The organism is Pseudomonas sp. GM84 (genome assembly GCF_000282535.1).
GTDB lineage: Bacteria > Pseudomonadota > Gammaproteobacteria > Pseudomonadales > Pseudomonadaceae > Aquipseudomonas.
In genome coordinates, this window is record NZ_AKJC01000164.1 from 13,659 (window position 1) to 36,043 (window position 22,385).

The 22,385-nt window shown below is 63.6% G+C and carries 19 protein-coding genes; 15 read left to right on the top strand and 4 right to left on the bottom strand.

All coding sequences use genetic code 11. The annotated features are described in order from the left end of the window. Window positions 1–181: 181 nt before the first annotated feature. Window positions 182–919 carry a 30S ribosomal protein S2 gene (gene rpsB, locus PMI38_RS13700; protein WP_008094915.1) on the bottom strand — a complete coding sequence of 246 codons (738 nt, stop codon included), beginning with the start codon at window positions 917–919 and terminating at the stop codon, window positions 182–184. A gap of 458 nt (window positions 920–1,377) precedes the next feature. On the opposite strand from rpsB, the gene map reads away from it, so the two are divergent. The 3 genes from map to dapC are packed head-to-tail and all read left to right on the top strand — an operon-like array spanning window position 1,378 to window position 6,128. Next, window positions 1,378–2,160, top strand: coding sequence for a type I methionyl aminopeptidase (gene map, locus PMI38_RS13705; protein WP_008094917.1), 783 nt, complete (start codon window positions 1,378–1,380; stop codon window positions 2,158–2,160). 38 nt (window positions 2,161–2,198) lie between these two features. Next, window positions 2,199–4,901 carry a [protein-PII] uridylyltransferase gene (locus PMI38_RS13710; RefSeq protein ID WP_008094918.1) on the top strand — a complete coding sequence of 901 codons (2,703 nt, stop codon included), beginning with the start codon at window positions 2,199–2,201 and terminating at the stop codon, window positions 4,899–4,901. Between the two features lie 30 nt (window positions 4,902–4,931). Next, window positions 4,932–6,128 (top strand): succinyldiaminopimelate transaminase, encoded by a 1,197-nt coding sequence (gene dapC / locus PMI38_RS13715; protein ID WP_008094923.1) that lies wholly within the window; start codon window positions 4,932–4,934, stop codon window positions 6,126–6,128. 124 nt (window positions 6,129–6,252) lie between these two features. On the opposite strand, the gene PMI38_RS13720 is transcribed toward dapC, so the two are convergent. Then, window positions 6,253–7,899, bottom strand: a complete 1,647-nt coding sequence (locus PMI38_RS13720; protein WP_008094925.1) for a Na+/H+ antiporter — start codon at window positions 7,897–7,899, stop codon at window positions 6,253–6,255. Window positions 7,900–8,148: 249 nt separating this feature from the next. Between PMI38_RS13720 and PMI38_RS13725 the strand changes: the two genes are divergently transcribed. The 4 genes from PMI38_RS13725 (at window position 8,149) to PMI38_RS13740 (ending at window position 11,260) form a co-directional block, all read left to right on the top strand. Continuing rightward, window positions 8,149–8,496 carry an ArsC family reductase gene (locus tag PMI38_RS13725; protein ID WP_008094927.1) on the top strand — a complete coding sequence of 116 codons (348 nt, stop codon included), beginning with the start codon at window positions 8,149–8,151 and terminating at the stop codon, window positions 8,494–8,496. A gap of 31 nt (window positions 8,497–8,527) precedes the next feature. Then, entirely contained in the window at window positions 8,528–9,562 is a 1,035-nt protein-coding gene (dapD, locus tag PMI38_RS13730; RefSeq protein WP_008094929.1) for a 2,3,4,5-tetrahydropyridine-2,6-dicarboxylate N-succinyltransferase, read from the top strand. An 82-nt stretch (window positions 9,563–9,644) separates the two neighbouring features. Then, window positions 9,645–10,850 (top strand): cysteine desulfurase, encoded by a 1,206-nt coding sequence (locus tag PMI38_RS13735; protein WP_008094932.1) that lies wholly within the window; start codon window positions 9,645–9,647, stop codon window positions 10,848–10,850. Beyond that, window positions 10,847–11,260 (top strand): SufE family protein, encoded by a 414-nt coding sequence (locus PMI38_RS13740; RefSeq protein WP_008094934.1) that lies wholly within the window; start codon window positions 10,847–10,849, stop codon window positions 11,258–11,260. The genes PMI38_RS13735 and PMI38_RS13740 overlap by 4 nt, the downstream gene beginning before the upstream one ends. 158 nt (window positions 11,261–11,418) lie before the next feature. On the opposite strand, the gene tcdA is transcribed toward PMI38_RS13740, so the two are convergent. Then, window positions 11,419–12,228: a tRNA cyclic N6-threonylcarbamoyladenosine(37) synthase TcdA gene (gene tcdA / locus PMI38_RS13745; protein WP_008094936.1), complete on the bottom strand. Its 810-nt coding sequence runs from the start codon at window positions 12,226–12,228 to the stop codon at window positions 11,419–11,421. Window positions 12,229–12,361: 133 nt separating this feature from the next. Between tcdA and PMI38_RS13750 the strand changes: the two genes are divergently transcribed. The 4 genes from PMI38_RS13750 (at window position 12,362) to PMI38_RS13765 (ending at window position 17,516) form a co-directional block, all read left to right on the top strand. Continuing rightward, window positions 12,362–14,953, top strand: a complete 2,592-nt coding sequence (locus PMI38_RS13750) for a glycosyltransferase (RefSeq protein WP_008094937.1) — start codon at window positions 12,362–12,364, stop codon at window positions 14,951–14,953. Window positions 14,954–15,160: 207 nt separating this feature from the next. Then, on the top strand, window positions 15,161–16,312 hold the full coding sequence (gene dapE, locus PMI38_RS13755; RefSeq protein WP_008094939.1) for a succinyl-diaminopimelate desuccinylase: 1,152 nt from the start codon (window positions 15,161–15,163) through the stop codon (window positions 16,310–16,312). Continuing rightward, the gene (locus PMI38_RS13760) at window positions 16,312–17,124 is read left to right on the top strand and encodes a putative RNA methyltransferase (RefSeq protein ID WP_008094941.1); all 813 of its coding nucleotides are present in this window, start codon (window positions 16,312–16,314) and stop codon (window positions 17,122–17,124) included. The genes dapE and PMI38_RS13760 overlap by 1 nt, the downstream gene beginning before the upstream one ends. Before the next feature lie 17 nt (window positions 17,125–17,141). Continuing rightward, window positions 17,142–17,516 (top strand): hypothetical protein, encoded by a 375-nt coding sequence (locus PMI38_RS13765; protein WP_008094943.1) that lies wholly within the window; start codon window positions 17,142–17,144, stop codon window positions 17,514–17,516. A 91-nt stretch (window positions 17,517–17,607) separates the two neighbouring features. Here the strand turns inward: PMI38_RS13765 and PMI38_RS13770 are convergent, their stop codons facing one another. After that, the gene (locus PMI38_RS13770; protein ID WP_003252255.1) at window positions 17,608–17,817 is read right to left on the bottom strand and encodes a cold-shock protein; all 210 of its coding nucleotides are present in this window, start codon (window positions 17,815–17,817) and stop codon (window positions 17,608–17,610) included. 242 nt (window positions 17,818–18,059) lie between these two features. On the opposite strand from PMI38_RS13770, the gene plsB reads away from it, so the two are divergent. The 4 genes from plsB (at window position 18,060) to PMI38_RS13790 (ending at window position 22,348) form a co-directional block, all read left to right on the top strand. Then, the gene (plsB, locus tag PMI38_RS13775; protein ID WP_008094952.1) at window positions 18,060–20,546 is read left to right on the top strand and encodes a glycerol-3-phosphate 1-O-acyltransferase PlsB; all 2,487 of its coding nucleotides are present in this window, start codon (window positions 18,060–18,062) and stop codon (window positions 20,544–20,546) included. Window positions 20,547–20,626: 80 nt separating this feature from the next. Beyond that, window positions 20,627–21,022 carry a YbaY family lipoprotein gene (locus tag PMI38_RS13780; RefSeq protein WP_008094953.1) on the top strand — a complete coding sequence of 132 codons (396 nt, stop codon included), beginning with the start codon at window positions 20,627–20,629 and terminating at the stop codon, window positions 21,020–21,022. Between the two features lie 207 nt (window positions 21,023–21,229). After that, window positions 21,230–21,628 (top strand): YbaY family lipoprotein, encoded by a 399-nt coding sequence (locus PMI38_RS13785; RefSeq protein WP_008094955.1) that lies wholly within the window; start codon window positions 21,230–21,232, stop codon window positions 21,626–21,628. A gap of 33 nt (window positions 21,629–21,661) precedes the next feature. After that, window positions 21,662–22,348 (top strand): DUF4197 domain-containing protein, encoded by a 687-nt coding sequence (locus PMI38_RS13790; RefSeq protein WP_008094956.1) that lies wholly within the window; start codon window positions 21,662–21,664, stop codon window positions 22,346–22,348. The last annotated feature ends 37 nt before the right edge of the window (window positions 22,349–22,385 follow it).

Genomic DNA, 22,385 nt, shown 5'->3' on the forward strand with positions numbered 1-22,385 from the left:
AAATCCTCTTGGAAAGTTTTTCAACCATTCCACCCGCTCGTCACGGGCGTTCAATTCTGCAAATCCGCTGTTTCTGATTCAGCCGGCCCATGATGCGGGACGCAAGCTGACAGCAGGATTTCAAGGTGGCAAAAAGGGGGCAAAGCCCCCTTTTCGCGTGCCAAGTAGACGCTAGCGCCTATTACTCAGCAGCTGGTGCAGCCGCTTCTTCAGCGTAGACTTCGGTGCCGCCAGCAACGTTGTTGCGGCCGCGGATGACGGCGTCAGCCATCGAAGTCATGTACAGCTCGATAGCGCGAATGGCGTCATCGTTACCTGGGATAACGAAGTCAACGCCTTCTGGGCTGCTGTTGGTATCGACAACGCCGATGACCGGGATGCCCAGCTTGTTGGCTTCGGTGATAGCAATGCGCTCGTGGTCAACGTCGATCACGAACAGGGCATCAGGCAGGCCGCCCATGTCCTTGATACCACCCAGGCTGCGATCCAGTTTTTCCAGATCGCGCGAACGCATCAGGGCTTCTTTCTTGGTCAGCTTGGCGAAGGTGCCATCGTCGGCCTGGGTTTCCAGGTCGCGCAGACGCTTGATCGAAGCACGAATGGTCTTGTAGTTGGTCAGCATGCCGCCCAACCAACGGTGATCAACGTATGGCGAACCGCAACGAGCTGCTTGCTCGGCGACGATCTTGCCGGCGGAACGCTTGGTGCCGACGAACATGATCTTGTTCTTGCCCTGAGCCAGACGCTCTACGAACGCCAGAGCGTCGTTGAACATTGGCAGGGTTTTTTCCAGGTTGATGATGTGGATCTTGTTACGCGCGCCGAAAATGTACTTGCCCATTTTCGGGTTCCAGTAACGGGTCTGGTGGCCGAAGTGCACACCGGCCTTCAGCATATCGCGCATGTTGACTTGGGACATGATAGTTCCTTGATAAGTCGGGTTGGGCCTCCACGTATCCCAATGACCAACCCACGGATTCGAAAATCCAGGGCACCCAGGTCATCGTGTCGACACGTGTGTGGGTTTAGGCTGACGGGGTCATCCCCGAAAGCGGCGCATTTTATACCACAGACCGCAAGCGAACGGAACCCGAATACAGGCGCGTCCGTCAGCGGTTTTTGCAGCACCCCGCCAAAGAGGCCAGAATGCCTTCTGTAGCTGGCAGTTGTCCGGGCATTTGGGGTCGCCAGGCGCCCATCGCCGCAAGCCAGCTCCCACTATGGTAACGCGATCCTTGTGGGAGCCGGCTTGCCGGCGATGGGCTGCGCAGCAGCCCCAATTCTCTATCCGTATCCCGACCGATCGGCGCCCTGCTCTGCTAGAATCCGGCCTTTCCCGTTTGTTCGCGCCGTGCACGGCGCCGTAGAGAGCCTGTAATGACCGTCACCATCAAGACCGCAGAAGACATCGAGAAGATGCGCATCGCCGGCCGCCTGGCCGCCGAAGTGCTGGAGATGATCGAAGAACACGTCAAGCCCGGCATCACCACCGAAGAGCTGGACCGCCTCTGCCACGACTACATCGTCAATGTCCAGCAGGCCATCCCGGCGCCGCTCAACTACAAGGGCTACCCCAAGTCGATCTGCACCTCGATCAACCATGTGGTCTGCCACGGCATCCCCAACGACAAGCCGCTCAAGGACGGTGACACGCTCAATATCGACGTCACCGTGATCAAGGACGGCTACCACGGCGACACCAGCCGCATGTTCCACGTCGGCAACGTGCCGGTATGGGCCGAGCGCCTGTCCAAGGTCACCCAGGAATGCATGTACAAGGCCATCGAGCTGGTCAAGCCGGGCTGCCGCCTGGGCGACATCGGCGAAGTGATCCAGAAGCATGCTGAGAAGAACGGTTTCTCGGTGGTGCGCGAGTTCTGCGGCCATGGCATCGGCAAGGTGTTCCACGAAGAGCCGCAGATCCTTCACTACGGCAAGGCCGGTACCGGCATGGAGCTCAAGGAAGGCATGACCTTCACCATCGAGCCGATGATCAACCAGGGCAAGGCCGACACCAAGGTGCTGGGCGACGGCTGGACCGCCATCACCAAGGATCGCAAGCTCTCCGCCCAGTGGGAACACACCCTGGTGGTGACCGCGACCGGCTACGAGATCTTCACCCTGCGCAAGGACGACACCATCCCGCGCACCTCGGCCTGATTCACCAAAGGCTACCCCTACGACAGGAACGCGACGCGATGCCCCAGGTGGATCCCGAGCTGTTCGACCGCGGCCAGTTCCAGGCGGAACTGGCCCTCAAGGCGAGCCCCATCGCCGCCTTCAAGAAAGCCATCCGCCAGGCCGGCGAGGTGCTCGACAAGCGTTTTCGCGAAGGCCGTGAAATCCGCCGCTTGATCGAGGACCGCGCCTGGCTCGTCGACAACATCCTGCAGCAGGCCTGGAAGCAGTTCGACTGGGGCGACCCTAGCGGGATCGCCCTGATCGCCGTCGGTGGCTACGGGCGCGGCGAACTGCACCCGCACTCGGACATCGACCTGCTGATCCTGCTGGATGCCGCCGAGCACGAGCAGTACCGCGATGCCATCGAACGCTTCCTCACCCTGCTCTGGGACATCGGCCTTGAAGTCGGCCAGAGCGTGCGTACCGTCGACGAATGCGCCGAACAGGCCCGTGCCGACCTGACCGTCATCACCAACATGATGGAAAGCCGCACCATCGCCGGCCCCGAAGCCCTGCGCCAGCGCATGCTGGAGGTCACCAGCACGGCGCACATGTGGCCGAGCAAGGACTTCTACCTGGCCAAGCGCGCCGAGCTCAAGGCCCGCCACCACAAGTACAACGACACCGAGTACAACCTCGAACCCAACGTCAAAGGCTCGCCAGGTGGCCTGCGCGATATCCAGACGGTGCTGTGGGTGGCCCGCCGCCAGTACGGCACCCTCAACCTGCACGCGCTGGCCGGCGAAGGGTTCCTGCTGGAAAGCGAGAACGAGTTGCTGGCGTCCTCCCAGGACTTCCTGTGGAAGGTCCGCTACGCCCTGCACATGCTTGCCGGGCGCGCCGAAGACCGATTGCTGTTCGACCACCAGCGCAGCATCGCCGCCCTGCTCGGCTACAGCGACGAAAACCCCAAGCGCGCCATCGAACAGTTCATGCAGCAGTACTACCGGGTGGTGATGAGCATCAGCCAGCTGTGCGACCTGATCATCCAGCACTTCGAGGAGGTCATTCTCGCCGATGACGACAGCGGCACCACCCAACCGCTGAATGCCCGCTTCCGCCTGCACGACGGCTATATAGAAGCGGTCAAGCCGAACGTGTTCAAGCGCACCCCGTTCGCCATGCTGGAGATCTTCGTGCTGATGGCTCAGCACCCGGAGATCAAGGGCGTGCGCGCCGACACCGTGCGCCTGCTGCGTGAGCATCGGCACTTGATCGATGACACCTTCCGCCACGACATTCGCAACACCAGCCTGTTCATCGAGCTGTTCAAATGCGAGATCGGCATCCACCGCAACCTGCGGCGGATGAACCGCTACGGCATTCTCGGGCGCTACCTGCCCGAATTCGGCCTGATCGTCGGGCAGATGCAGCACGACCTGTTTCACATCTATACGGTCGATGCGCACACCCTGAACCTCATCAAGCACCTGCGCAAACTGCAGTACACCCCGGTGTCCGAGAAATTCCCGCTCGCCAGCAAGCTCATGGGCCGCCTGCCCAAGCCCGAGCTGATCTACCTGGCCGGCCTTTATCACGACATCGGCAAGGGTCGCCAAGGCGACCATTCGGAAATCGGCGCGGTGGACGCGCAGAAGTTCTGTGAAAGCCACCAACTGCCCGCCTGGGACAGCCGTCTGATCGTCTGGCTGGTGCTGAACCACCTGGTGATGTCCACCACCGCCCAACGCAAGGACCTTTCCGACCCGCAGGTCATCAACGACTTCGCCCTGCACGTAGGCGATGAAACGCGCCTGGACTACCTCTATGTGCTGACCGTGGCCGACATCAATGCCACCAACCCCAGCCTGTGGAACTCCTGGCGTGCCAGCCTGCTGCGTCAGTTGTACACCGAGACCAAGCGCGCCCTGCGCCGCGGCCTGGAAAATCCGCTGGACCGCGAGGAGCAGATCCGCCAGACGCAAAGCGCCGCACTGGACATCCTGGTACGCGAAGGCACTGACCCGGACGATGTGGAGCAACTGTGGTCGCAACTGGGCGATGACTATTTCCTGCGCCACACCGCCGCCGATGTGGCCTGGCACAGTGACGCCATCCTCCAGCAGCCGGCCGACGGCGGCCCGCTGGTATTGATCAAGGAAACCACCCAGCGCGAGTTCGAGGGCGGTACGCAGATTTTCATCTACGCCCCCGACCAGCACGATTTCTTCGCCGTGACCGTGGCGGCCATGTCGCAGCTGAACCTGAACATCCATGATGCACGGATCATCACCTCGAGCAGCCAGTTCACCCTCGACACCTATATCGTGCTGGACAACGATGGCGGCTCGATTGGCGACAACCCGCAACGGGTCAAGCAGATCCGCGACGGGTTGACCGAAGCGCTGCGCAACCCCGAGGACTATCCGACGATCATCCAGCGTCGGGTGCCGCGCCAGCTCAAGCACTTCAACTTCCCGCCGCAGGTGACCATCCTCAACGATGCCCAGCGACAGGTGACCATCCTCGAAATCACCGCGCCAGACCGCCCAGGGCTGCTGGCCCGGCTCGGGCGCATCTTCCTGGAATTCGACCTGTCGCTGCAGAACGCCAAGATCGCCACCCTCGGCGAACGCGTCGAAGACGTGTTCTTCATCACCGATGCCGACAACCAGCCGTTGTCCGACCCGCAGCTGTGCAGCCGCCTGCAGGAGGCCATCGTGCAGCAGCTGCAGGCCGGCCAGGCCAGTGAATCCAGCCCGACCCGCATGACCTTTTAACGATTAGACGATTGACGAGACCTTGCGCCGATGAACCACGCCTTGACCCAGCTTCAGCCCTACCCGTTCGAGAAACTCCGCGCCCTGCTGGGCAGCGTGAAACCTGCTGCGGACAAACGCGCCATCGCCCTGTCGATCGGTGAGCCGAAGCACGAATCGCCGGCCTTCGTCGCCAAGGCCATGGCCGACAACCTCGACAAGCTGGCGGTCTACCCCAGCACCCTCGGCCTGCCCGCCTTGCGCCAAGCCATCGGCCAGTGGTGCGAACGTCGTTTCGGCGTGCCGGCCGGCTGGCTGGATGCCGACCGCCACATCCTGCCGGTCAACGGCACCCGTGAAGCACTGTTCGCCTTCACCCAGGCCGTGGTCAACCGGGCCGATGATGGCCTGGTGGTCAGCCCCAACCCGTTCTACCAGATCTATGAAGGCGCGGCCCTGCTCGCCGGCGCCACGCCGCATTACCTGCCGTGCCTGGAAAGCAACGGCTTCAACCCCGACTTCGATGCCGTGCCGGCCGAAGTCTGGCAGCGTTGCCAGATCCTGTTCCTCTGCTCGCCGGGTAACCCCACCGGCGCGCTGGTGCCGATGGATACCCTGAAGAAGTTGATCGCCCTGGCCGACCAGCATGACTTCGTGATTGCCGCCGATGAGTGCTACAGCGAGCTGTATTTCGACGAAGATGCGCCACCGCCAGGCCTGCTCAGCGCTTGTGCGGCGCTGGGCCGTAGCGACTTCAAGCGTTGCGTGGTGTTCCACAGCCTGTCCAAGCGTTCCAACCTGCCAGGCCTGCGTTCGGGCTTCGTTGCCGGTGACGCCGAGATCATCAAGCCGTTCCTGCTTTACCGCACCTACCACGGTTGCGCGATGCCGGTGCAAACCCAGCTGGCCAGCATCGCCGCCTGGCAGGACGAGGCCCACGTGCGCGATAACCGCGACCAGTACCGCGCCAAGTACGACGCCGTGCTGGACATCCTGCAGCCGGTGCTGGACGTGCAGCGGCCGGATGGCAGCTTCTACCTGTGGGCCAAGGTGCCGGGCGGCGATGCCGAGTTCACTCGAGACCTGTTCGAGGCACAGCATGTGACCGTGGTGCCAGGGTCGTACCTGTCGCGTGAAGTCGATGGCGTGAATCCGGGGGCTGGACGGGTGCGCATGGCATTGGTTGCGCCGCTGGCCGAGTGCATCGAGGCGGCAGAGCGGATCCGTGCGTTTGTGCAGAATCGCTGATTGAGCCGGGGCCGCTCTGCGGCCCATTCGCGGGACAAGCCCGCTCCCACAGGGTTACCACTCACTTCAAGGCGAGTGGTGTACCTGTGGGAGCCGGCTTGCCGGCGATTGCAGCACCGCCGATCTACTTGACCGCCCCCAGGTTCGCCTCGCTCATATCCAGCTCCCCCAACACCTGCCGCACCACCTCATCGCCCACCAGATGCTGGCGATGCAGGTTGTACAATTCCAACCGCTGCGCCCGCAGCGCACGCAAGCGCAAACGCCGCTCCAGCAAGTCCATCTGATCGGCCAGGGCCCTTGCCTCGGCGGTGTCGTTATAGCTGTTCAGCTCATCGCGATACTCCGCCATCAGCCGCGCCTTGAGCTCGGTGGCCATGGTCGCCTGCGCCGCATCCTGGGGTGCGCTGGCGTCAATCACCTCCTCCGCCTCCAGGGCATGAATCGCGGCCTCGACCGTGCGCCGCCAAGCGTCCAGCACCTCCTGGTGCAGCCGCTCATCGGGGCTTCTGGTCACCCCGCGAAGCAGGAATGGCAAGGCGATGCAGGCACTGATCAACGACAGCAGAATGACGCCGGCGGCAATGAAGATCAGCAAGTCACGTTCGGGGAATGCCTGGCCTGCGCCGATCAGCAACGGCACCGACATCACACCCGCCAGGGTCACCGCCCCACGTACGCCACCCAAGGTCAGCAACCAGCAGGAGCGGGCCGTGGGCATCAGCAACAGGGCCGGCTTGCCCCGCCAGCGCCGGACCACGCCGATCGCTCGCCAGATGCTCTGCACCCAGATAAAGCGCAACAGGATCAACGCAGCGAAGATCGCCAGCACATCCAGGCAACGGTAGGCCAAGGTCGGCCAGAGGGTGGCTTCATGGCTGACCACTGCCTTGATGATGTCCGGCAGCTGCAGCCCCAGCAGCAGGAAGATCAGGCCGTTGAAGGCGAACTCCAGCAGCGACCAGACGCTGCGGTTGAGCAGGCGAGTACTGGTCTGGCGCGGCAGCAGGTCGAGCCAGCTTTGCATCATGCCGGCCGCTACCGCCGAGAGGATGCCGGAAACGCCCAGCCGCTCGGCCAGCACATAGGCGGCAAAGGGCAGCAGCAACATGAACACCACGTGGGTTGCCGGGTCATCCCAGCCGCGGGCGATCATCCAGGCCCGCAGGCGGCCGATCAACCAACTCAGGGCCACGCCCACCGCCAGGCCACCCAAGGCAACCAGGACGAAACTGAAACTGGCGTCTGCCAGCGAGAACACCCCGGTAATGGCAGCAGCCAGGGCGAACTTGAAGGTCACCAGGCCCGAGGCGTCGTTCATCAGCGCTTCGCCCTGCAGCATGTGCATCAACGGTGTAGGCAAACGGTCCTGGGTAATGGCTGAAACCGCCACGGCGTCGGTTGGCGAGAGCACCGCCGCGAGCGCGAAGGCCACCGGCAGCGGGATCGTCGGCAGCAGCCAATGAATGAAGTAACCCGCCCCCACCACAGTGAACAGCACCAGCCCCACGGCCAACGCCACCACCGGGCCGCGGATGCGCCACAGTTCGCGCTTGGGCATGCGCCAACCGTCGGCGAACAGAAGCGGCGGCAGGAACAGGAAGAGGAACAGCTCCGGGTCCAGGGCGACGTGCAAGCCCAGGGTCGGCCACGCCAGCAAGGCACCAGCGGCGATCTGTACCAGCGGCAGGGGCAGCGGGATGACCCGTCCGACCAGTTTTGACACGCTTACCAGCGTCAGCAGGATGAGGACGGTATAGGCGGACTGCATCCGTGAAAGCTTCCTTTGTGAACCAATAACTGCAGCGGGGCGAAACATCGCCATTGAAACAATATGTTAGCGGTGTGATGGGAAATGCGACCGCTGCACGATAGTCGCAGGTGATGCGCAAATATGTAACACGATGATACGTGTACGTGGTTGCACACCCGTGGCGCCGCGAGGTTCGTTCCCGCATAATCCCGCGACTGACATTCGAAAATGGAGAAATTGGGGAAACCTTTGACCCCAATGCACACAATGACCCATACGCTCTACGGTATCAAAGCCTGCGACACCATGAAAAAGGCGCGTACCTGGCTCGAAGACCAGGCCATCGCCTACGAATTCCACGACTACAAGACTCAAGGCATCGACCGTGACAGCCTGAACCGCTGGTGCGACGAACACGGCTGGGAAGTCATCCTCAACCGTGCCGGCACCACCTTCCGCAAGCTCGACGACGCCAGCAAGGCCGACCTCGACCAGGCCAAGGCCGTCGAACTGATGCTGGCCCAGCCGTCGATGATCAAGCGCCCGGTGCTCGACCTTGGCGCGCGTACCCTGGTCGGCTTCAAGCCCGACCTGTATGCCGCTGCCCTGGCCTGAGCCCCTACCCTATTTCGCACGAGGTAATCACATGTCCAATACCCTGTTCAGCCTGGCCTTCGGCGTCGGCTCCCAGAACCGCCAGGGCACCTGGCTGGAAGTCTTCTACGCACAGCCGCTGCTCAACCCGAGCGCCGAGCTGGTTGCCGCCGTAGCCCCGATCCTGGGTTACGAAGCTGGCAACCAGGCCATCACCTTCAGCAATGCCCAGGCCGCTCAGCTGGCCGAAGCCGTCAAAGGTATCGATGCCGCCCAGGCAGCGCTGCTGACCCGACTGGCCGAGAGCCACAAGCCGCTGGTCGCCACCGTGCTGGCCGAAGACGCAGCCCTGACCTCCACCCCGGAGGCCTACCTCAAGCTGCACCTGCTGTCGCACCGTCTGGTCAAGCCGCATGGCCTGAGCCTGGCTGGTATCTTCCCGCTGCTGCCGAACGTGGCCTGGACCAACCAGGGCGCCGTCGACCTGAGCGAACTGGCCGAGCTGCAACTGGAAGCCCGCCTGAAAGGCGAGCTGCTGGAAGTGTTCTCGGTGGACAAGTTCCCGAAGATGACCGACTACGTGGTCCCGGCCGGCGTGCGTATCGCCGATGCCGCCCGTGTGCGCCTGGGCGCCTACATCGGCGAAGGCACCACCATCATGCACGAAGGCTTCGTCAACTTTAACGCTGGCACCGAAGGCCCGGGCATGATCGAAGGCCGTGTCTCGGCTGGCGTGTTCGTGGGCAAAGGTTCTGACCTGGGCGGCGGTTGCTCGACCATGGGCACCCTGTCCGGTGGCGGCAACATCGTCATCAAGGTCGGCGAAGGCTGCCTGATCGGCGCCAACGCCGGTATCGGCATTCCGCTGGGTGATCGCAACACCGTCGAAGCCGGCCTGTACATCACCGCCGGTACCAAGGTGAACCTGCTGGACGAAAACAACGAGCTGGTCAAGGTGGTCAAGGCCCGTGACCTGGCAGGCCAGACCGACCTGCTGTTCCGCCGCAACTCGCTGAACGGTGCCGTCGAGTGCAAGACGCACAAGTCGGCCATCGAGCTGAACGAGGCGCTGCACGCCCACAACTGAGAACTCCCTGCGGGTTCGAAGTGTTAAGATCGGGTCTGGCGCACACACGCCAGACCCGATTTTCATTCCAGGCCCCGTGATCATGTTCCAGCCCTCCCCCTGGCGTGCCGACTTCCCCGCCATCGCCGCCCTGCAACGGCAGCACCAGACCTACCTGGACAGCGCCGCCACCACCCAGAAGCCCCAAGCCTTGCTCGATGCCCTGAGCCATTACTACGGCCATGGCGCGGCCAACGTGCACCGCGCCCAGCACCTGCCCGGTGCCTTGGCGACCCAGGCGTTCGAGGGAACCCGGGACAAGGTTGCCGCCTGGCTCAATGCAGCGCAATCGCGGCAGATCATCTTCACCCACGGCGCCACCTCGGCCCTGAATCTGTTGGCCTATGGCCTGGAGCACCGCTTCGAGGCGGGCGACGAGATCGCCATCAGCGCCCTGGAGCACCACGCCAACCTGCTGCCCTGGCAGCAACTGGCTCGCCGCCGCAACCTGCGTTTGGTCGTGCTGCCGCTGGATGTCCATGGCCGTATCGACCTGGAGCAAGCGCTGCAGCTGATCGGCCCACGCACCCGGCTGCTTGCGCTCAGCCAGCTGTCCAACGTGCTCGGCACCTGGCAGCCGCTTCCCGCGTTGTTGGCCCATGCCCACGCCCAGGGTGCGCTGACCGTGGTCGATGGCGCCCAGGGCGTGGTCCATGGCCGCCATGACGTGCAACAACTGGGGTGCGATTTCTACGTGTTCTCCAGCCACAAGCTGTACGGGCCCGAAGGCGTCGGCGTGCTGTACGGGCGCAGCCAGGCGCTGGAACTGCTGCGCCATTGGCAGTTCGGCGGTGAAATGGTGCAACTGGCCGACTACCAGGACGCCAGTTTCCGCCCCGCACCGCTGGGCTTCGAGGCAGGCACCCCGCCGATTGCCGGGGTGATCGGCCTGGGCGCGACCCTGGATTACCTGGCCAGCCTCGACGGCCATGCCGTCGAGGCCCATGAAGCGCATCTGCATCAGGCGCTGCTACGCGGGCTTGCCGACCGCGAAGGTGTGCGTGTCCTAGGCACACCGCAAACCGCCTTGGCCAGCTTCGTCATCGAAGGCGTGCACAACGCCGACATCGCGCACCTGTTGACCGAGCAAGGCGTTGCCGTGCGCGCCGGTCATCACTGTGCAATGCCGCTGCTCAAGGGCCTGGGCCTGGAAGGCGCGATTCGCGTGTCGCTGGCGTTGTACAACGACAGTGATGACCTGCAGCGGTTCTTCGACGCACTCGATCAGGGCCTGGAGCTGTTGCGATGAGTTTGCCGTTAGAAGCCCAGGAGGCATTGGCGCGTTTCGAGCAGGCCCGTGGCTGGGAGCAGCGTGCGCGGCTGCTGATGCAGATGGGCGACACCCTGGAACCGCTTGGCGAGGCGGACAAGTCCGAAGACAACCGCGTGCATGGCTGTGAAAGCCTGGTGTGGTTGGTGGCTGAGCAGCACGATGGCCAATGGCGGTTCAAGGCCGGCAGTGATGCGCGATTGTTGCGCGGGTTGTTGGCGTTGCTGCTGGTGCGGGTGCAAGGGCTCGCCAGCGCAGAGCTGGCAGGTGTTGACCTCAATGCGTGGTTTGCCCAGCTAGGGCTGGAGCGGCAACTGTCGCCATCGCGCAGCAATGGGCTGCATGCGGTGTTGCAGCGCATGGCCGAATTGACCCGACATCAGCAGTGATGCACCCCACAGATTTCGATAACTGCGGGGGTACCTGTGGGAGCCGGCTTGCCGGCGATAGGGCCTAAACGGGCTACTGGCTGCTGTCTGCCCCCACCCCATCGCCGGCAAGCCGGCTCCCACAGGGGATCGCGCAAGCTTTTCGAGGAGGGATACGGTTATGGAGCCTTGACCCGCTCCGACGGCCGCCTGGCACCGCCCACCAGTTTCTCCACCGCCTTGCTCGCCGCCACCATGCCAAAGGTCGCGGTCACCATCATCACCGCGCCAAAGCCCCCCGAGCAGTCCAGGCGCACGCCCTCGCCGACGAAGCTCTTCTGCAGGCAAACACTGCCATCCCCCTTGGGATAACGCAGCTGCTCACTGGAAAACACACACGGCACACCGTAGTTGCGGCTGACATTGCGCGAGAAGTTGTAGTCGCGGCGCAAGGTCGAACGCACCCGTGAAGCCAGTGGGTCGTTGAAGGTCTTGTTGAGGTCGCCGATCTGGATCTGCGTCGGGTCGATCTGCCCCCCCGCCCCGCCGGTGGTCACGATGGCGATCTTGCGACGCCGGCACCAGGCGATCAGCGCCGCCTTGGCCATCACGCTGTCGATGCAATCGATGACGGCATCGAGATTCTCGGTGATGTACTCGGCCATGGTGTCACGGGTGACGAAATCGGCCACTGCATGCACCGTGCACGTCGGGTTGATCGCCCGCAGGCGCTCGGCCATCACCTCGACCTTGGGCCGCCCGACCTGGCCCTCCAGGGCATGGGCCTGGCGGTTGGTGTTGCTGACGCAGACATCGTCGAGGTCGAACAGGGTGATTTCGCCCACACCACTGCGCGCCAGGGCCTCGGCCGCCCACGAGCCGACCCCGCCGATACCGACGACCGCCACGTGGGCCTGGCTCAGGCGCTGCAGGCCGTCGTCGCCGAAAAGCCGGGCGACGCCGGCGAAGCGTGGATCTTCTGTGCTCATGTGACTATCCCGAAGCTCATACCGCAAAAATCGGCGCGCATTATAGGCCAGCGACCGCCACCAGCTCCATCGTTAGGAAACAGCCTACCAATACTGCTTTAATGTCCTATCACCTGGACAGAACTGGATCACAATGTCTTCACGCAAATTCGGCCTCAACCTGGTGGTGGTGCTGGCCATCGCCGCACTGTTCACCGGGTTCTGGGCGCTGGTCAATCGCCCAGTGTCCGCGCCTGCCTGGCCAGAACAGATCTCCGGCTTTTCGTACTCGCCATTCCGCCTCGGGGAAAGCCCGCAAAAGGGCCAGTACCCCAGCGACGACGAGATGCGCCAGGACCTGGAGCAGATGAACAAGCTGACCGACAGCATCCGCATCTATACCGTCGAAGGCTCCCAGGCCGACATTCCGCGGCTGGCCGAGGAGTTCGGCTTGCGGGTGACCCTGGGCATCTGGATCAGTCCCGACCTGGAGCGCAACGAGCGCGAGATCGCCAAAGCCATCGAACTGGCCAATACCTCGCGCAGCGTGGTGCGCGTGGTCGTGGGCAACGAAGCCCTGTTCCGTGAGGAAATCACCCCCGAAGCGCTCATCCAATACCTGGACCGAGTGCGTGCGGCGGTCAAGGTGCCGGTCACCACCAGCGAACAGTGGCATATCTGGAAGGAACACCCGGAGCTGGCCAAGCACGTCGACCTGATCGCCGCGCACATCCTGCCCTACTGGGAGTTCGTGCCGATGCAGGACTCGGTAGAGTTCGTCCTCGACCGCGCCCGCGAGCTCAAGCAGCAGTTCCCGCGCAAGCCCCTGCTGCTTTCGGAAGTCGGCTGGCCGAGCAATGGCCGCATGCGCGGCGGTGCCGACGCCACCCAGGCCGACCAGGCCATCTACCTGCGCACCTTGGTCAACACCCTCAACCGCCGTGGCTACAACTACTTCGTCATCGAAGCCTACGACCAGCCGTGGAAAGCCAGTGACGAAGGCTCGGTGGGGGCCTACTGGGGCGTGTTCAACGCCGAACGCCAGCAGAAATTCAACTTCGAAGGGCCCGTGGTGGCGATTCCGCAATGGCGTGCGCTGGCGGTCGCCTCGGTGGTACTGGCGATGATCGCCCTGACCGTGCTGCTGATCGACGGCTCGGCCCTGCGCCAGCGCGGGCGAACCTTCCTCACCTTCATCACCTTCCTTTGTGGTTCGGTACTGGTGTGGATCGGCTACGACTACAGCCAGCAGTACAGCACCTGGTTCAGCCTCACCGTCGGCGTGTTGCTGGCACTGGGCGCGCTGGGCGTGTTCATCGTGCTGATGACCGAGGCCCATGAACTGGCCGAGGCGGTGTGGATCCACAAACGCCGCCGAGAATTCCTGCCGGTGCAGGGCGACACCGCCTACCGGCCGAAAGTCTCCGTGCATGTGCCGTGCTACAACGAACCGCCGGAGATGGTCAAACAGACTCTGGACGCCCTGGCCGCGCTGGATTACCCGGATTACGAAGTACTGGTGATCGACAACAACACCAAGGACCCGGCCGTGTGGGAGCCCCTCAAGGCTCACTGCGAAAAGCTCGGCGAACGTTTCAAGTTCTTCCACGTAGCGCCGCTGGCCGGTTTCAAGGGCGGCGCGCTGAACTACCTGATCCCGCACACGGCCGAAGATGCCGAAGTGATCGCCGTGATCGACTCGGACTACTGCGTCGACCGCAACTGGCTCAAGCACATGGTGCCGCACTTCGCCGACCCGAAAATCGCCGTGGTGCAATCGCCGCAGGACTACCGCGACCAGCACGAAAGCGCCTTCAAGAAACTGTGCTACAGCGAATACAAGGGTTTCTTCCACATCGGCATGGTCACCCGCAACGACCGTGACGCGATCATCCAGCACGGCACCATGACCATGACCCGGCGCAGCGTGCTCGTAGAGCTGGGCTGGGCAGAATGGTGCATCTGCGAGGATGCCGAGCTGGGCCTGCGCGTGTTCGAGAAAGGCCTGTCGGCCGCCTACGCCCACAACAGCTATGGCAAGGGCCTGATGCCCGATACCTTCATCGACTTCAAGAAGCAGCGCTTTCGCTGGGCCTATGGCGCCATCCAGATCATCAAGCACCATGCCGCGGCCTTGCTGCGTGGCAAAGGCAGCGAGCTGACCCGCGGCCAGCGTTACCACTTCCTGGCCGGCTGGCTGCCGTGGATCGCCGACGGCATGAACATCTTCTTCACCGTCGGCGCCTTGTTGTGGTCGGCGGCGATGATCATCGTGCCCCATCGGGTCGACCCGCCGCTGATGATCTTTGCCATTCCGCCCTTGGCGCTGTTCTTCTTCAAGGTGGGCAAGATCATCTTCCTGTACCGCCGTGCGGTGGGGGTGAACCTGAAGGATGCCTTCGCGGCGGCGCTGGCCGGCCTGGCCCTGTCGCACACGATCGCCAAAGCGGTGCTGTACGGGTTCTTCACCAGCAGCATGCCGTTCTTCCGCACGCCGAAGAATGCCGATAGCCACGGGTTGCTGGTGGCGATTTCCGAAGCGCGGGAAGAGCTGTTCATCATGTTGCTCTTGTGGGGCGCGGCGGCTGGGATCTATCTGGTGCAAGGGCTGCCGAGTTCGGACATGCGCTTCTGGGTGGCGATGCTGCTGGTGCAGTCGTTGCCTTACTTGGCGGCGCTGGTGATGGCGTTCTTGTCGTCGCTGCCAAAGCCTGCGGACAAGGTCGCAGAACCGCAGCAGGCATGAGATTGTCGTGGGCTGCTTTGCAGCCCGATCGCTGGCAAGCCAGCTCCCACAGGATTCTCGCCACCTTGAGAACTGCGCAGCACCTGTGGGAGCCGGCTTGCCGGCGATTGGGCCGCAAAGCGGCCCCATTGGCCCGTGCCGACGCCCCTTGTTTGATATAAGATAACGCCCCTCGTTTTCCCGCCTTGCCTTGCCCCGGAGTCCCCCATGACGGCCCCAGCCGAGCTCTCGCCCACCCTTCAACTGGCCTGCGACCTGATCCGTCGCCCCTCGGTCACCCCCGTCGACGCCGACTGCCAGGCACAGATGATGAATCGACTGGCCGCCGTGGGCTTCCAGCTCGAGCCGATGCGCATCGAAGACGTCGACAACTTCTGGGCCAGCCACGGCAATCAGGACGGACCGGTGCTGTGCTTTGCCGGCCACACCGACGTGGTCCCCACGGGCCCGGTGCAGCAGTGGCAACACGAGCCGTTCGAGGCGCTGATCGATGCCGACGGCATGCTCTGCGGCCGTGGCGCCGCCGACATGAAAGGCAGCCTGGCGTCGATGGTGGTGGCCAGCGAGCGCTTCGTGCGCGACTACCCTGACCACCGCGGCAAGGTCACCTTCCTGATCACCAGCGACGAAGAAGGCCCGGCGCACCACGGCACCAAGGCCGTGGTCGAGCGCCTGAAGGCGCGTAACGAGCGCCTGGACTGGTGCATCGTCGGCGAGCCGTCGAGCACCACGCTGCTCGGTGATGTGGTCAAGAACGGCCGCCGTGGCTCGCTCGGCGCCAAGCTGACCGTGCGTGGCAAGCAGGGCCACGTGGCCTACCCGCACCTGGCGCGCAACCCGATCCACCTGGCCGCGCCGGCCCTGGCGGAACTGGCTGGCGAGCACTGGGACGAAGGCAATGCGTTCTTCCCGCCGACCAGCTTCCAGATCTCCAACCTCAATTCCGGCACCGGTGCCACCAACGTGGTCCCGGGCGAGCTGACTGCGCTGTTCAACTTCCGCTTCTCTACCGAGTCGACCGTCGAAGGCCTGCAAGCACGGGTTTCGGCGATCCTCGACAAGCATGAGCTGGACTGGTCGATCGACTGGGCGCTGTCGGGCCTGCCCTTCCTCACCGAGCCGGGCGAACTGCTCGATGCGGTGGCAGCCAGCATCAAGGGCGTCACCGGCCGCGACACCCAGCCGTCCACCAGTGGCGGCACCTCCGATGGCCGCTTCATCGCCACCATGGGCACCCAGGTGGTCGAGCTGGGCCCGGTCAACGCCACCATCCACCAGGTCGATGAGCGCATCCTGGCTAGCGACCTCGACTTGCTGACCGAGATCTACTACCAGACCCTGGTCCGGTTGCTCGCCTGATGCTCGCCTGCCCTATCTGCCAGGCCGCCCTCACGCGCCTCGACAACGGTGTGGTGTGCCCGGCTGGCCACCGCTTCGACCGTGCCCGCCAGGGTTACCTGAACCTGCTGCCGGTGCAGCACAAGAACAGCCGTGACCCAGGCGACAACCAGGCCATGGTCGAAGCGCGCCGCGACTTCCTCGACGCCGGCCACTATGCCCCGGTGGCCCGCCGCCTGGCAGCGCTGGCCGCCGAGCGCAAGCCCGGCGCCTGGCTCGACATCGGCTGCGGCGAGGGCTACTACACCGCACAGCTGGCCCAGGCCCTGCCACAGGCCGACGGCTATGCCCTGGACATCTCCCGCGAAGCGGTCAAGCGTGCCTGCCGCCGCGACCCTGGCGTGACCTGGATGGTCGCCAGCATGGCCCGCGTGCCACTGGCCGATGCCAGCTGCCAGTTCATCGCCAGTGTGTTCAGCCCGCTCGACTGGGCCGAAGCCAAGCGCCTGCTCAGCCCCGGTGGTGGCCTGATGCGGGTTGGCCCGACCAGCGGGCACCTGATGGAACTGCGCGAAGTGCTCTACGATGAAGTACGCCCCTACGCCGACGACAAGCACCTGGCCCTGGTGCCGGAGGGCATGGCCCACGCCCACGGCGAAATCCTCGAGTTCCGCCTGAGCCTGGCCGAACCCAAGGCCCGCGCCGACCTGCTGGCAATGACCCCTCACGGCTGGCGAGCCAGTGCCGAGAAGCGCGCGCGGGTGATCGACCAGCCCGAGCCGTTCGAGGTCACGGTTTCCATGCGTTATGACTATTTCGTGCGCCAAGACTGAGCACACCCGGAGCCCTTATGCGCCAACCTGATATCGAGATCTACCTGAAGGACGCCGACGTCGACCACCAGCAAATTGCCAAGTGGCTGGCCGAGGCAATCGGCCCGTGCAGCGAATGGCAGCAGAAAGGTCAGACCTTCAAATGCCAAGCCGGTAACATTCCAGTCACTTGGTTACCGAAGGCTGTAGGGAAATGGAACAGCCTGTACCTGGAAAGCGACCAGACCCCCTGGGCCGATGACATCGCCTGCGCCCGCGCCGCGTTCGCCGCACTGGGCGTCGAAGTGCGCTGTGCACCGGGTGGCTGGGTCGAGGAGGACGGGGAAGAAGATGCCGACCGCTGGGTCCGCATCAGCGCCGACGGTGAAGAGGAAATCACCTGGCGTACATGAATGTACAACGTTCTTTGTGGGAGCCGGCTTGCCGGCGATGCAAGCACCGCGGTGTCCGCCGCTGATCGCCGGCAAGCCAGCTCCTACAAGCTCAGAGGCCTACTACGTCCTCGGCTTGCAGGCCTTTCTGGCCCTGCACGCAGGCGTATTCCACCCGCTGCCCTTCGACCAGGGTACGATGCCCCTCACCGCGGATCGCCCGATAGTGGACGAACACATCCGCACCACCTTCGCGCTGAATGAAGCCATAGCCCTTGGCATCGTTGAACCACTTTACATTCCCAGTCTCACGAGACGACATCTGAACTACTCCGAATTTTTATTGTGAAGATCGCCTTGCAGGCACAAGGTCTTCACCCCGTGCCGACGCCGCTTGATGAAATATCCTGCAAGTGGCAGGCCGAGTATATGACACGGAACAAATAAATTTCATGACTGCGGCGCCGCTTGCAGGATTTTGCTGAACTTGCGCAGATACGGCAGACTAATTGGCTGCACTCGCAAAAAATCACCACCTGTCATCACACCCAGGGCACACACCCCATGACCCGTTCCCCCCTGCGCCGCCTGATCTTCGGCGCCTTGCGTCGCCTGTTGTACCTGTGGGTGCGCTCCGAGACCATCAACCAATCGTCGATGAGCCTCAACCTCGACCGCAGCCGGTCGGTGTTCTATGCCCTGCCTTCGCCCTCGCTCAGCGACCTGGCGGTACTGGATCATGAGTGCACCAAGGCCGGCCTGCCGCGCCCGGTACTGCCGGTGGCCGTGGGTCCGTTGCACGAACCCGCCGGGTTCTTCTACCTCACCCCCGACCCGGACTGGCTGGGCCGCCATGACAAACGCGGCGCACCGCCGACCCTGGAGCGTCTGGTCGCCGCCGTGAGCCAGCACGCCGAGGAAGACGCGCAAATCATCCCGGTCAGCGTGTTCTGGGGGCAGACCCCGGCCAGCGAATCCAGCCCGTGGAAACTGCTGTTCGCCGACAGCTGGGCGGTCACCGGGCGCCTGCGCCGGCTACTGACCATCCTGATCCTGGGGCGCAAGACCCGCGTGCAGTTCTCCGCCCCCATCCACCTGCGCGAACTGGTGCAGCACAACAAAGGCCATGAACGCACCGTACGCATGGCCCAGCGCCTGATGCGCGTGCATTTCCGCAACCTCAAGACCGCGGTGATCGGCCCGGACATCTCCCACCGGCGCAACCTGGTGAAGGGCCTGGTACATGCCCCGCAGGTACGTCAGGCCATCGCCGAAGAGGCGCAGCGCGAGAACATTCCCCAGGCCAAGGCCGAAGCCCAGGCACTGCGCTATGGCAACGAGATTGCCTCGGACTACACCTACACCGCGATCCGCTTCCTCGAAGTGGTCCTGAGCTGGTTCTGGAACAAGATCTACGACGGTATCAAGGTCAACCATATCGAGCAGGTGCAGGGCATCGCACCGGGCCACGAAGTGATCTACGTGCCGTGCCACCGCAGCCACATCGATTACCTGCTGCTGTCCTACCTGCTGTTCCGCAACGGCCTGACGCCGCCGCACGTGGCCGCCGGCATCAACCTCAACATGCCCGGCATCGGCGGCCTGCTACGCCGTGGCGGCGCCTTCTTCATGCGCCGCACGTTCAAGGGCAACCCGCTGTACACCTCGGTGTTCAACGAATACCTGCACACCCTGTTCAGCAAAGGCTTCCCGGTGGAGTACTTCGTCGAAGGCGGGCGCTCGCGCACCGGGCGCATGCTGCAGCCACGCACCGGGATGCTGGCCATCACCCTGCGCAGCTTCCTGCGCTCGTCACGCATGCCAATCGTCTTCGTTCCCGTATACATCGGCTACGAGCGAGTGCTCGAAGGCCGCACCTACCTGGGTGAACTGCGGGGCGCGAGCAAGAAGAAAGAGTCGATTTTCGACATCTTCAAGGTGATCGGCGCACTGAAACAGCGCTTCGGCCAGGTCTACGTCAACTTCGGCGAGCCGATCCGCCTGGCCGGCTTCCTCGACCAGCAGCAACCCGGCTGGCGCGAGCAGGATCATGGCCCGCAGTTCCGCCCGGCCTGGCTCAATGAGACCACCACCCGCCTGGGCGAAACCGTTGCCCGGCGCCTGAACGAGGCGGCGGCGATCAACCCGGTCAACCTGGTGGCGCTGGCACTGCTGTCCACCAGCCGCCTGGCCCTGGACGAACAGGCCCTGAAACGGGTGCTCGACCTGTACCTGGCGCTGTTGCGCAAGGTGCCGTACTCCGAGCACACCACCTTGCCTGAGGGTAACGGCCAGGCGCTGATCGAACACGTCAGGCGCATGGACCTGCTGGCCGAGCAGAAAGACGCCCTGGGCCGCATCCTGTACCTGGATGAAGCCAACGCGGTACTGATGACCTATTACCGCAACAACGTCCTGCACATCTTTGCCCTGCCGGCATTGCTGGCGAGCTTCTTCCACAGCAGCTCGCGGATGAGCCGCGAACTGCTCGGCCAGTACGTGCACGCGCTGTACCCGTACCTGCAGGCCGAGCTGTTCCTGCGCTGGGAGGTTGCGCAGCTGGACGAAGTGATCGACCAGTGGCTGGCCGCGCTGGTCGAACAGGGCCTGCTGCGCCAGGAGGGCGAGATGTACATCCGCCCCGTCCCGAGCTCGCGCCAGTACGTCCTGCTGACCCTGCTCGCCCGGACCATCACCCAGACCTTGCAGCGCTTCTACATGGCGACTTCGCTGCTGCTCAACAGCGGCCAGAACACCCTCAGCGCCGAAGAACTGGAAGACCTCTGCGTGATGATGGCCCAGCGCCTGTCGATCCTGCATGGCCTTAACGCCCCGGAGTTCTTCGACAAGACCCTGTTCCGGCATTTCATCCAGACCTTGATCGAGCAAGGCGTGCTGCGCCCAGGCGGTGACGGCAAGCTCGGCCACCACGAAAAACTCGGCGAGCTCGCCGAGGGTGTGGCCAAGCGTGTGCTGTCGGCCGAGCTGCGGTTGTCGATCCGACAGGTTGCACTGCATCGCGACGAGACCGTAGAGGCCTTCACAGGGTAAGGCTTGCTACTGCCGCAAGACGGGCCGATGGGGTGAGGATGGGTTCGCTGGACCCTTCCCATCCCATTCGGAGTACTCAAATGAGTGACACTTCCATCCAATCCCTGGACGTCGAAATCGTCGCCTCGAGCGACGGTACCGTGCCGTCTTCCGGGCTCGTGCAAGTGAGCCTGGACGATGTGTCACTGGCCGATGCGCCGGCCATCTGCCATGCCCAGCTGCGCCTGCGCTGCGCCGGTACGATGCCGATCAACCTGCGCCTGAACTACGACAGCCAGCAGATCGACCCTCGCCACACCTACGCGCTGTCGGTGCGTATCGAACAGGATGGCCGGCTGCTGTACATCAACACCCGCACCCATGAAGTCGCACTCGACAAGGTCAAGGGCAAGCTCCAGGTAACCGTCGACAAGATCGACTCGATGACCGACGAAGTTCACGGCGGCAGCTGGGGTATCCCACTGACGGTACGCTGAACACGTCCATTGATGCCTGCTCAAGGAGTTCACTCATGACTTCAAGAAAAACGACTGTCACTGATGGCATCCACGGCGGCAACCTGCCCCTGGAAAGCGTCGAGGGTATTCAGGGAGGTAAGCACAAGGGTTGACCACCCCACCGGCAAAATCCGCTAAAGTCCTCGGGGTTGGCCAAAAGCCAGCCCCAAGGACACCGGAGATTCCATGAAAAAACTCTTTATGCTGTGTTGCGCATCCCTGCTCGCAGCCTGTTCCAGCCAAACACCCTCGAACCACGCCAGCCTGGACGGTGAAGTCTTCTACTTGCAGCGCATCGCCCTGCCACCTGCCGCTACCTTGAATGTGAGCCTGCAGGACGTTTCGCTGATGGACGCCCCCGCCGTGACCCTGGCCAGCCAGGCCGGCCCGGTCAAGGGCAACGTGCCATTACCCTTCCACCTCAGCTATGACCCGGCCCAGATCAAGCCCGGCCACCGCTATGCGGTCAGCGCCCGTATCGAACTGGACGGCAAGTTGCTGTTCATCAATACCGAACACCACGGCGTCACGCTCGACGGCAGCGACCCACAGCCCGTGCGGATCAAGGTCGATCCGGTGCGCTGACGCGCTTTTGTTTTCGTTCAGAAGGAACGCCTCATGATTCGCTCTTCCCTGCGCTTCACCACGCTATGCGCCGGCCTGCTGTTGTCGGCCAGCGCCCTGGCCCTGTCGCTCGGCGACCTGAGCCAGAAAGACGCCACCGGCGGCCTGAAGGACGCCCTGACCCAGGGCGCCCAACTGGCCGTCAAGCAACTGAGCACCCCAGGTGGCTTCAGCAACGACCCGGACGTGCGCATCGAACTGCCGGGCAACCTCGGCAAGGCCGCCAAGGCCATGAAGATGTTCGGCAAAGGTGACCAGGTCGAAGCCCTGGAAGCCAGCATGAACAAGGCCGCCGAAGCTGCAGTGCCGCAAGCTCAGGCGATTCTGGTCGATGCGGTGAAGAACATGAGCGTCACCGACGCCAAGGGTATTCTCAGTGGCGGCGACGATTCGGCTACCCAGTACCTGAACAAGAGCAGCCGCGAGCAGATCCGCGCCAAGTTCCTGCCCATCGTCAAGCAGGCCACCGACAAGGTCGGCCTGGCCCAGCAGTACAACAGCTTCGCAGGCCAGGCCAAGGGCCTGGGGCTGATCAAGGATGACGCCAATATCGAGAACTACGTGACCGAGAAGGCCCTGGACGGGTTGTTCGAGATGATTGGCAAGCAGGAGCAGAGCATTCGCCAGAACCCGGCCCAGGCAGCTACCAGCCTGGCCAAGAAGGTATTTGGCGCACTTTGATGGCCAAAGGGGGCTGCTTTGCAGCCCATCGCCGGCA

Excerpts from the sequence above, each read along its gene's own strand:
- PMI38_RS13720 (WP_008094925.1), bottom strand. The coding sequence starts at position 7,899 with ATGCAGTCCGCCTATACCGTCCTCATCCTGCTGACGCTGGTAAGCGTG.
- plsB (WP_008094952.1), top strand. The coding sequence starts at position 18,060 with ATGACCCGTTCCCCCCTGCGCCGCCTGATCTTCGGCGCCTTGCGTCGC.
- rpsB (WP_008094915.1), bottom strand. The coding sequence starts at position 919 with ATGTCCCAAGTCAACATGCGCGATATGCTGAAGGCCGGTGTGCACTTC.
- tcdA (WP_008094936.1), bottom strand. The coding sequence starts at position 12,228 with ATGAGCACAGAAGATCCACGCTTCGCCGGCGTCGCCCGGCTTTTCGGC.
- PMI38_RS13725 (WP_008094927.1), top strand. The coding sequence starts at position 8,149 with ATGACCCATACGCTCTACGGTATCAAAGCCTGCGACACCATGAAAAAG.
- PMI38_RS13750 (WP_008094937.1), top strand. The coding sequence starts at position 12,362 with ATGTCTTCACGCAAATTCGGCCTCAACCTGGTGGTGGTGCTGGCCATC.
- PMI38_RS13735 (WP_008094932.1), top strand. The coding sequence starts at position 9,645 with ATGTTCCAGCCCTCCCCCTGGCGTGCCGACTTCCCCGCCATCGCCGCC.
- PMI38_RS13765 (WP_008094943.1), top strand. The coding sequence starts at position 17,142 with ATGCGCCAACCTGATATCGAGATCTACCTGAAGGACGCCGACGTCGAC.
- PMI38_RS13710 (WP_008094918.1), top strand. The coding sequence starts at position 2,199 with ATGCCCCAGGTGGATCCCGAGCTGTTCGACCGCGGCCAGTTCCAGGCG.
- dapC (WP_008094923.1), top strand. The coding sequence starts at position 4,932 with ATGAACCACGCCTTGACCCAGCTTCAGCCCTACCCGTTCGAGAAACTC.
- PMI38_RS13780 (WP_008094953.1), top strand. The coding sequence starts at position 20,627 with ATGAGTGACACTTCCATCCAATCCCTGGACGTCGAAATCGTCGCCTCG.
- PMI38_RS13740 (WP_008094934.1), top strand. The coding sequence starts at position 10,847 with ATGAGTTTGCCGTTAGAAGCCCAGGAGGCATTGGCGCGTTTCGAGCAG.
- map (WP_008094917.1), top strand. The coding sequence starts at position 1,378 with ATGACCGTCACCATCAAGACCGCAGAAGACATCGAGAAGATGCGCATC.
- PMI38_RS13770 (WP_003252255.1), bottom strand. The coding sequence starts at position 17,817 with ATGTCGTCTCGTGAGACTGGGAATGTAAAGTGGTTCAACGATGCCAAG.
- PMI38_RS13785 (WP_008094955.1), top strand. The coding sequence starts at position 21,230 with ATGAAAAAACTCTTTATGCTGTGTTGCGCATCCCTGCTCGCAGCCTGT.
- PMI38_RS13760 (WP_008094941.1), top strand. The coding sequence starts at position 16,312 with ATGCTCGCCTGCCCTATCTGCCAGGCCGCCCTCACGCGCCTCGACAAC.
- dapD (WP_008094929.1), top strand. The coding sequence starts at position 8,528 with ATGTCCAATACCCTGTTCAGCCTGGCCTTCGGCGTCGGCTCCCAGAAC.
- PMI38_RS13790 (WP_008094956.1), top strand. The coding sequence starts at position 21,662 with ATGATTCGCTCTTCCCTGCGCTTCACCACGCTATGCGCCGGCCTGCTG.
- dapE (WP_008094939.1), top strand. The coding sequence starts at position 15,161 with ATGACGGCCCCAGCCGAGCTCTCGCCCACCCTTCAACTGGCCTGCGAC.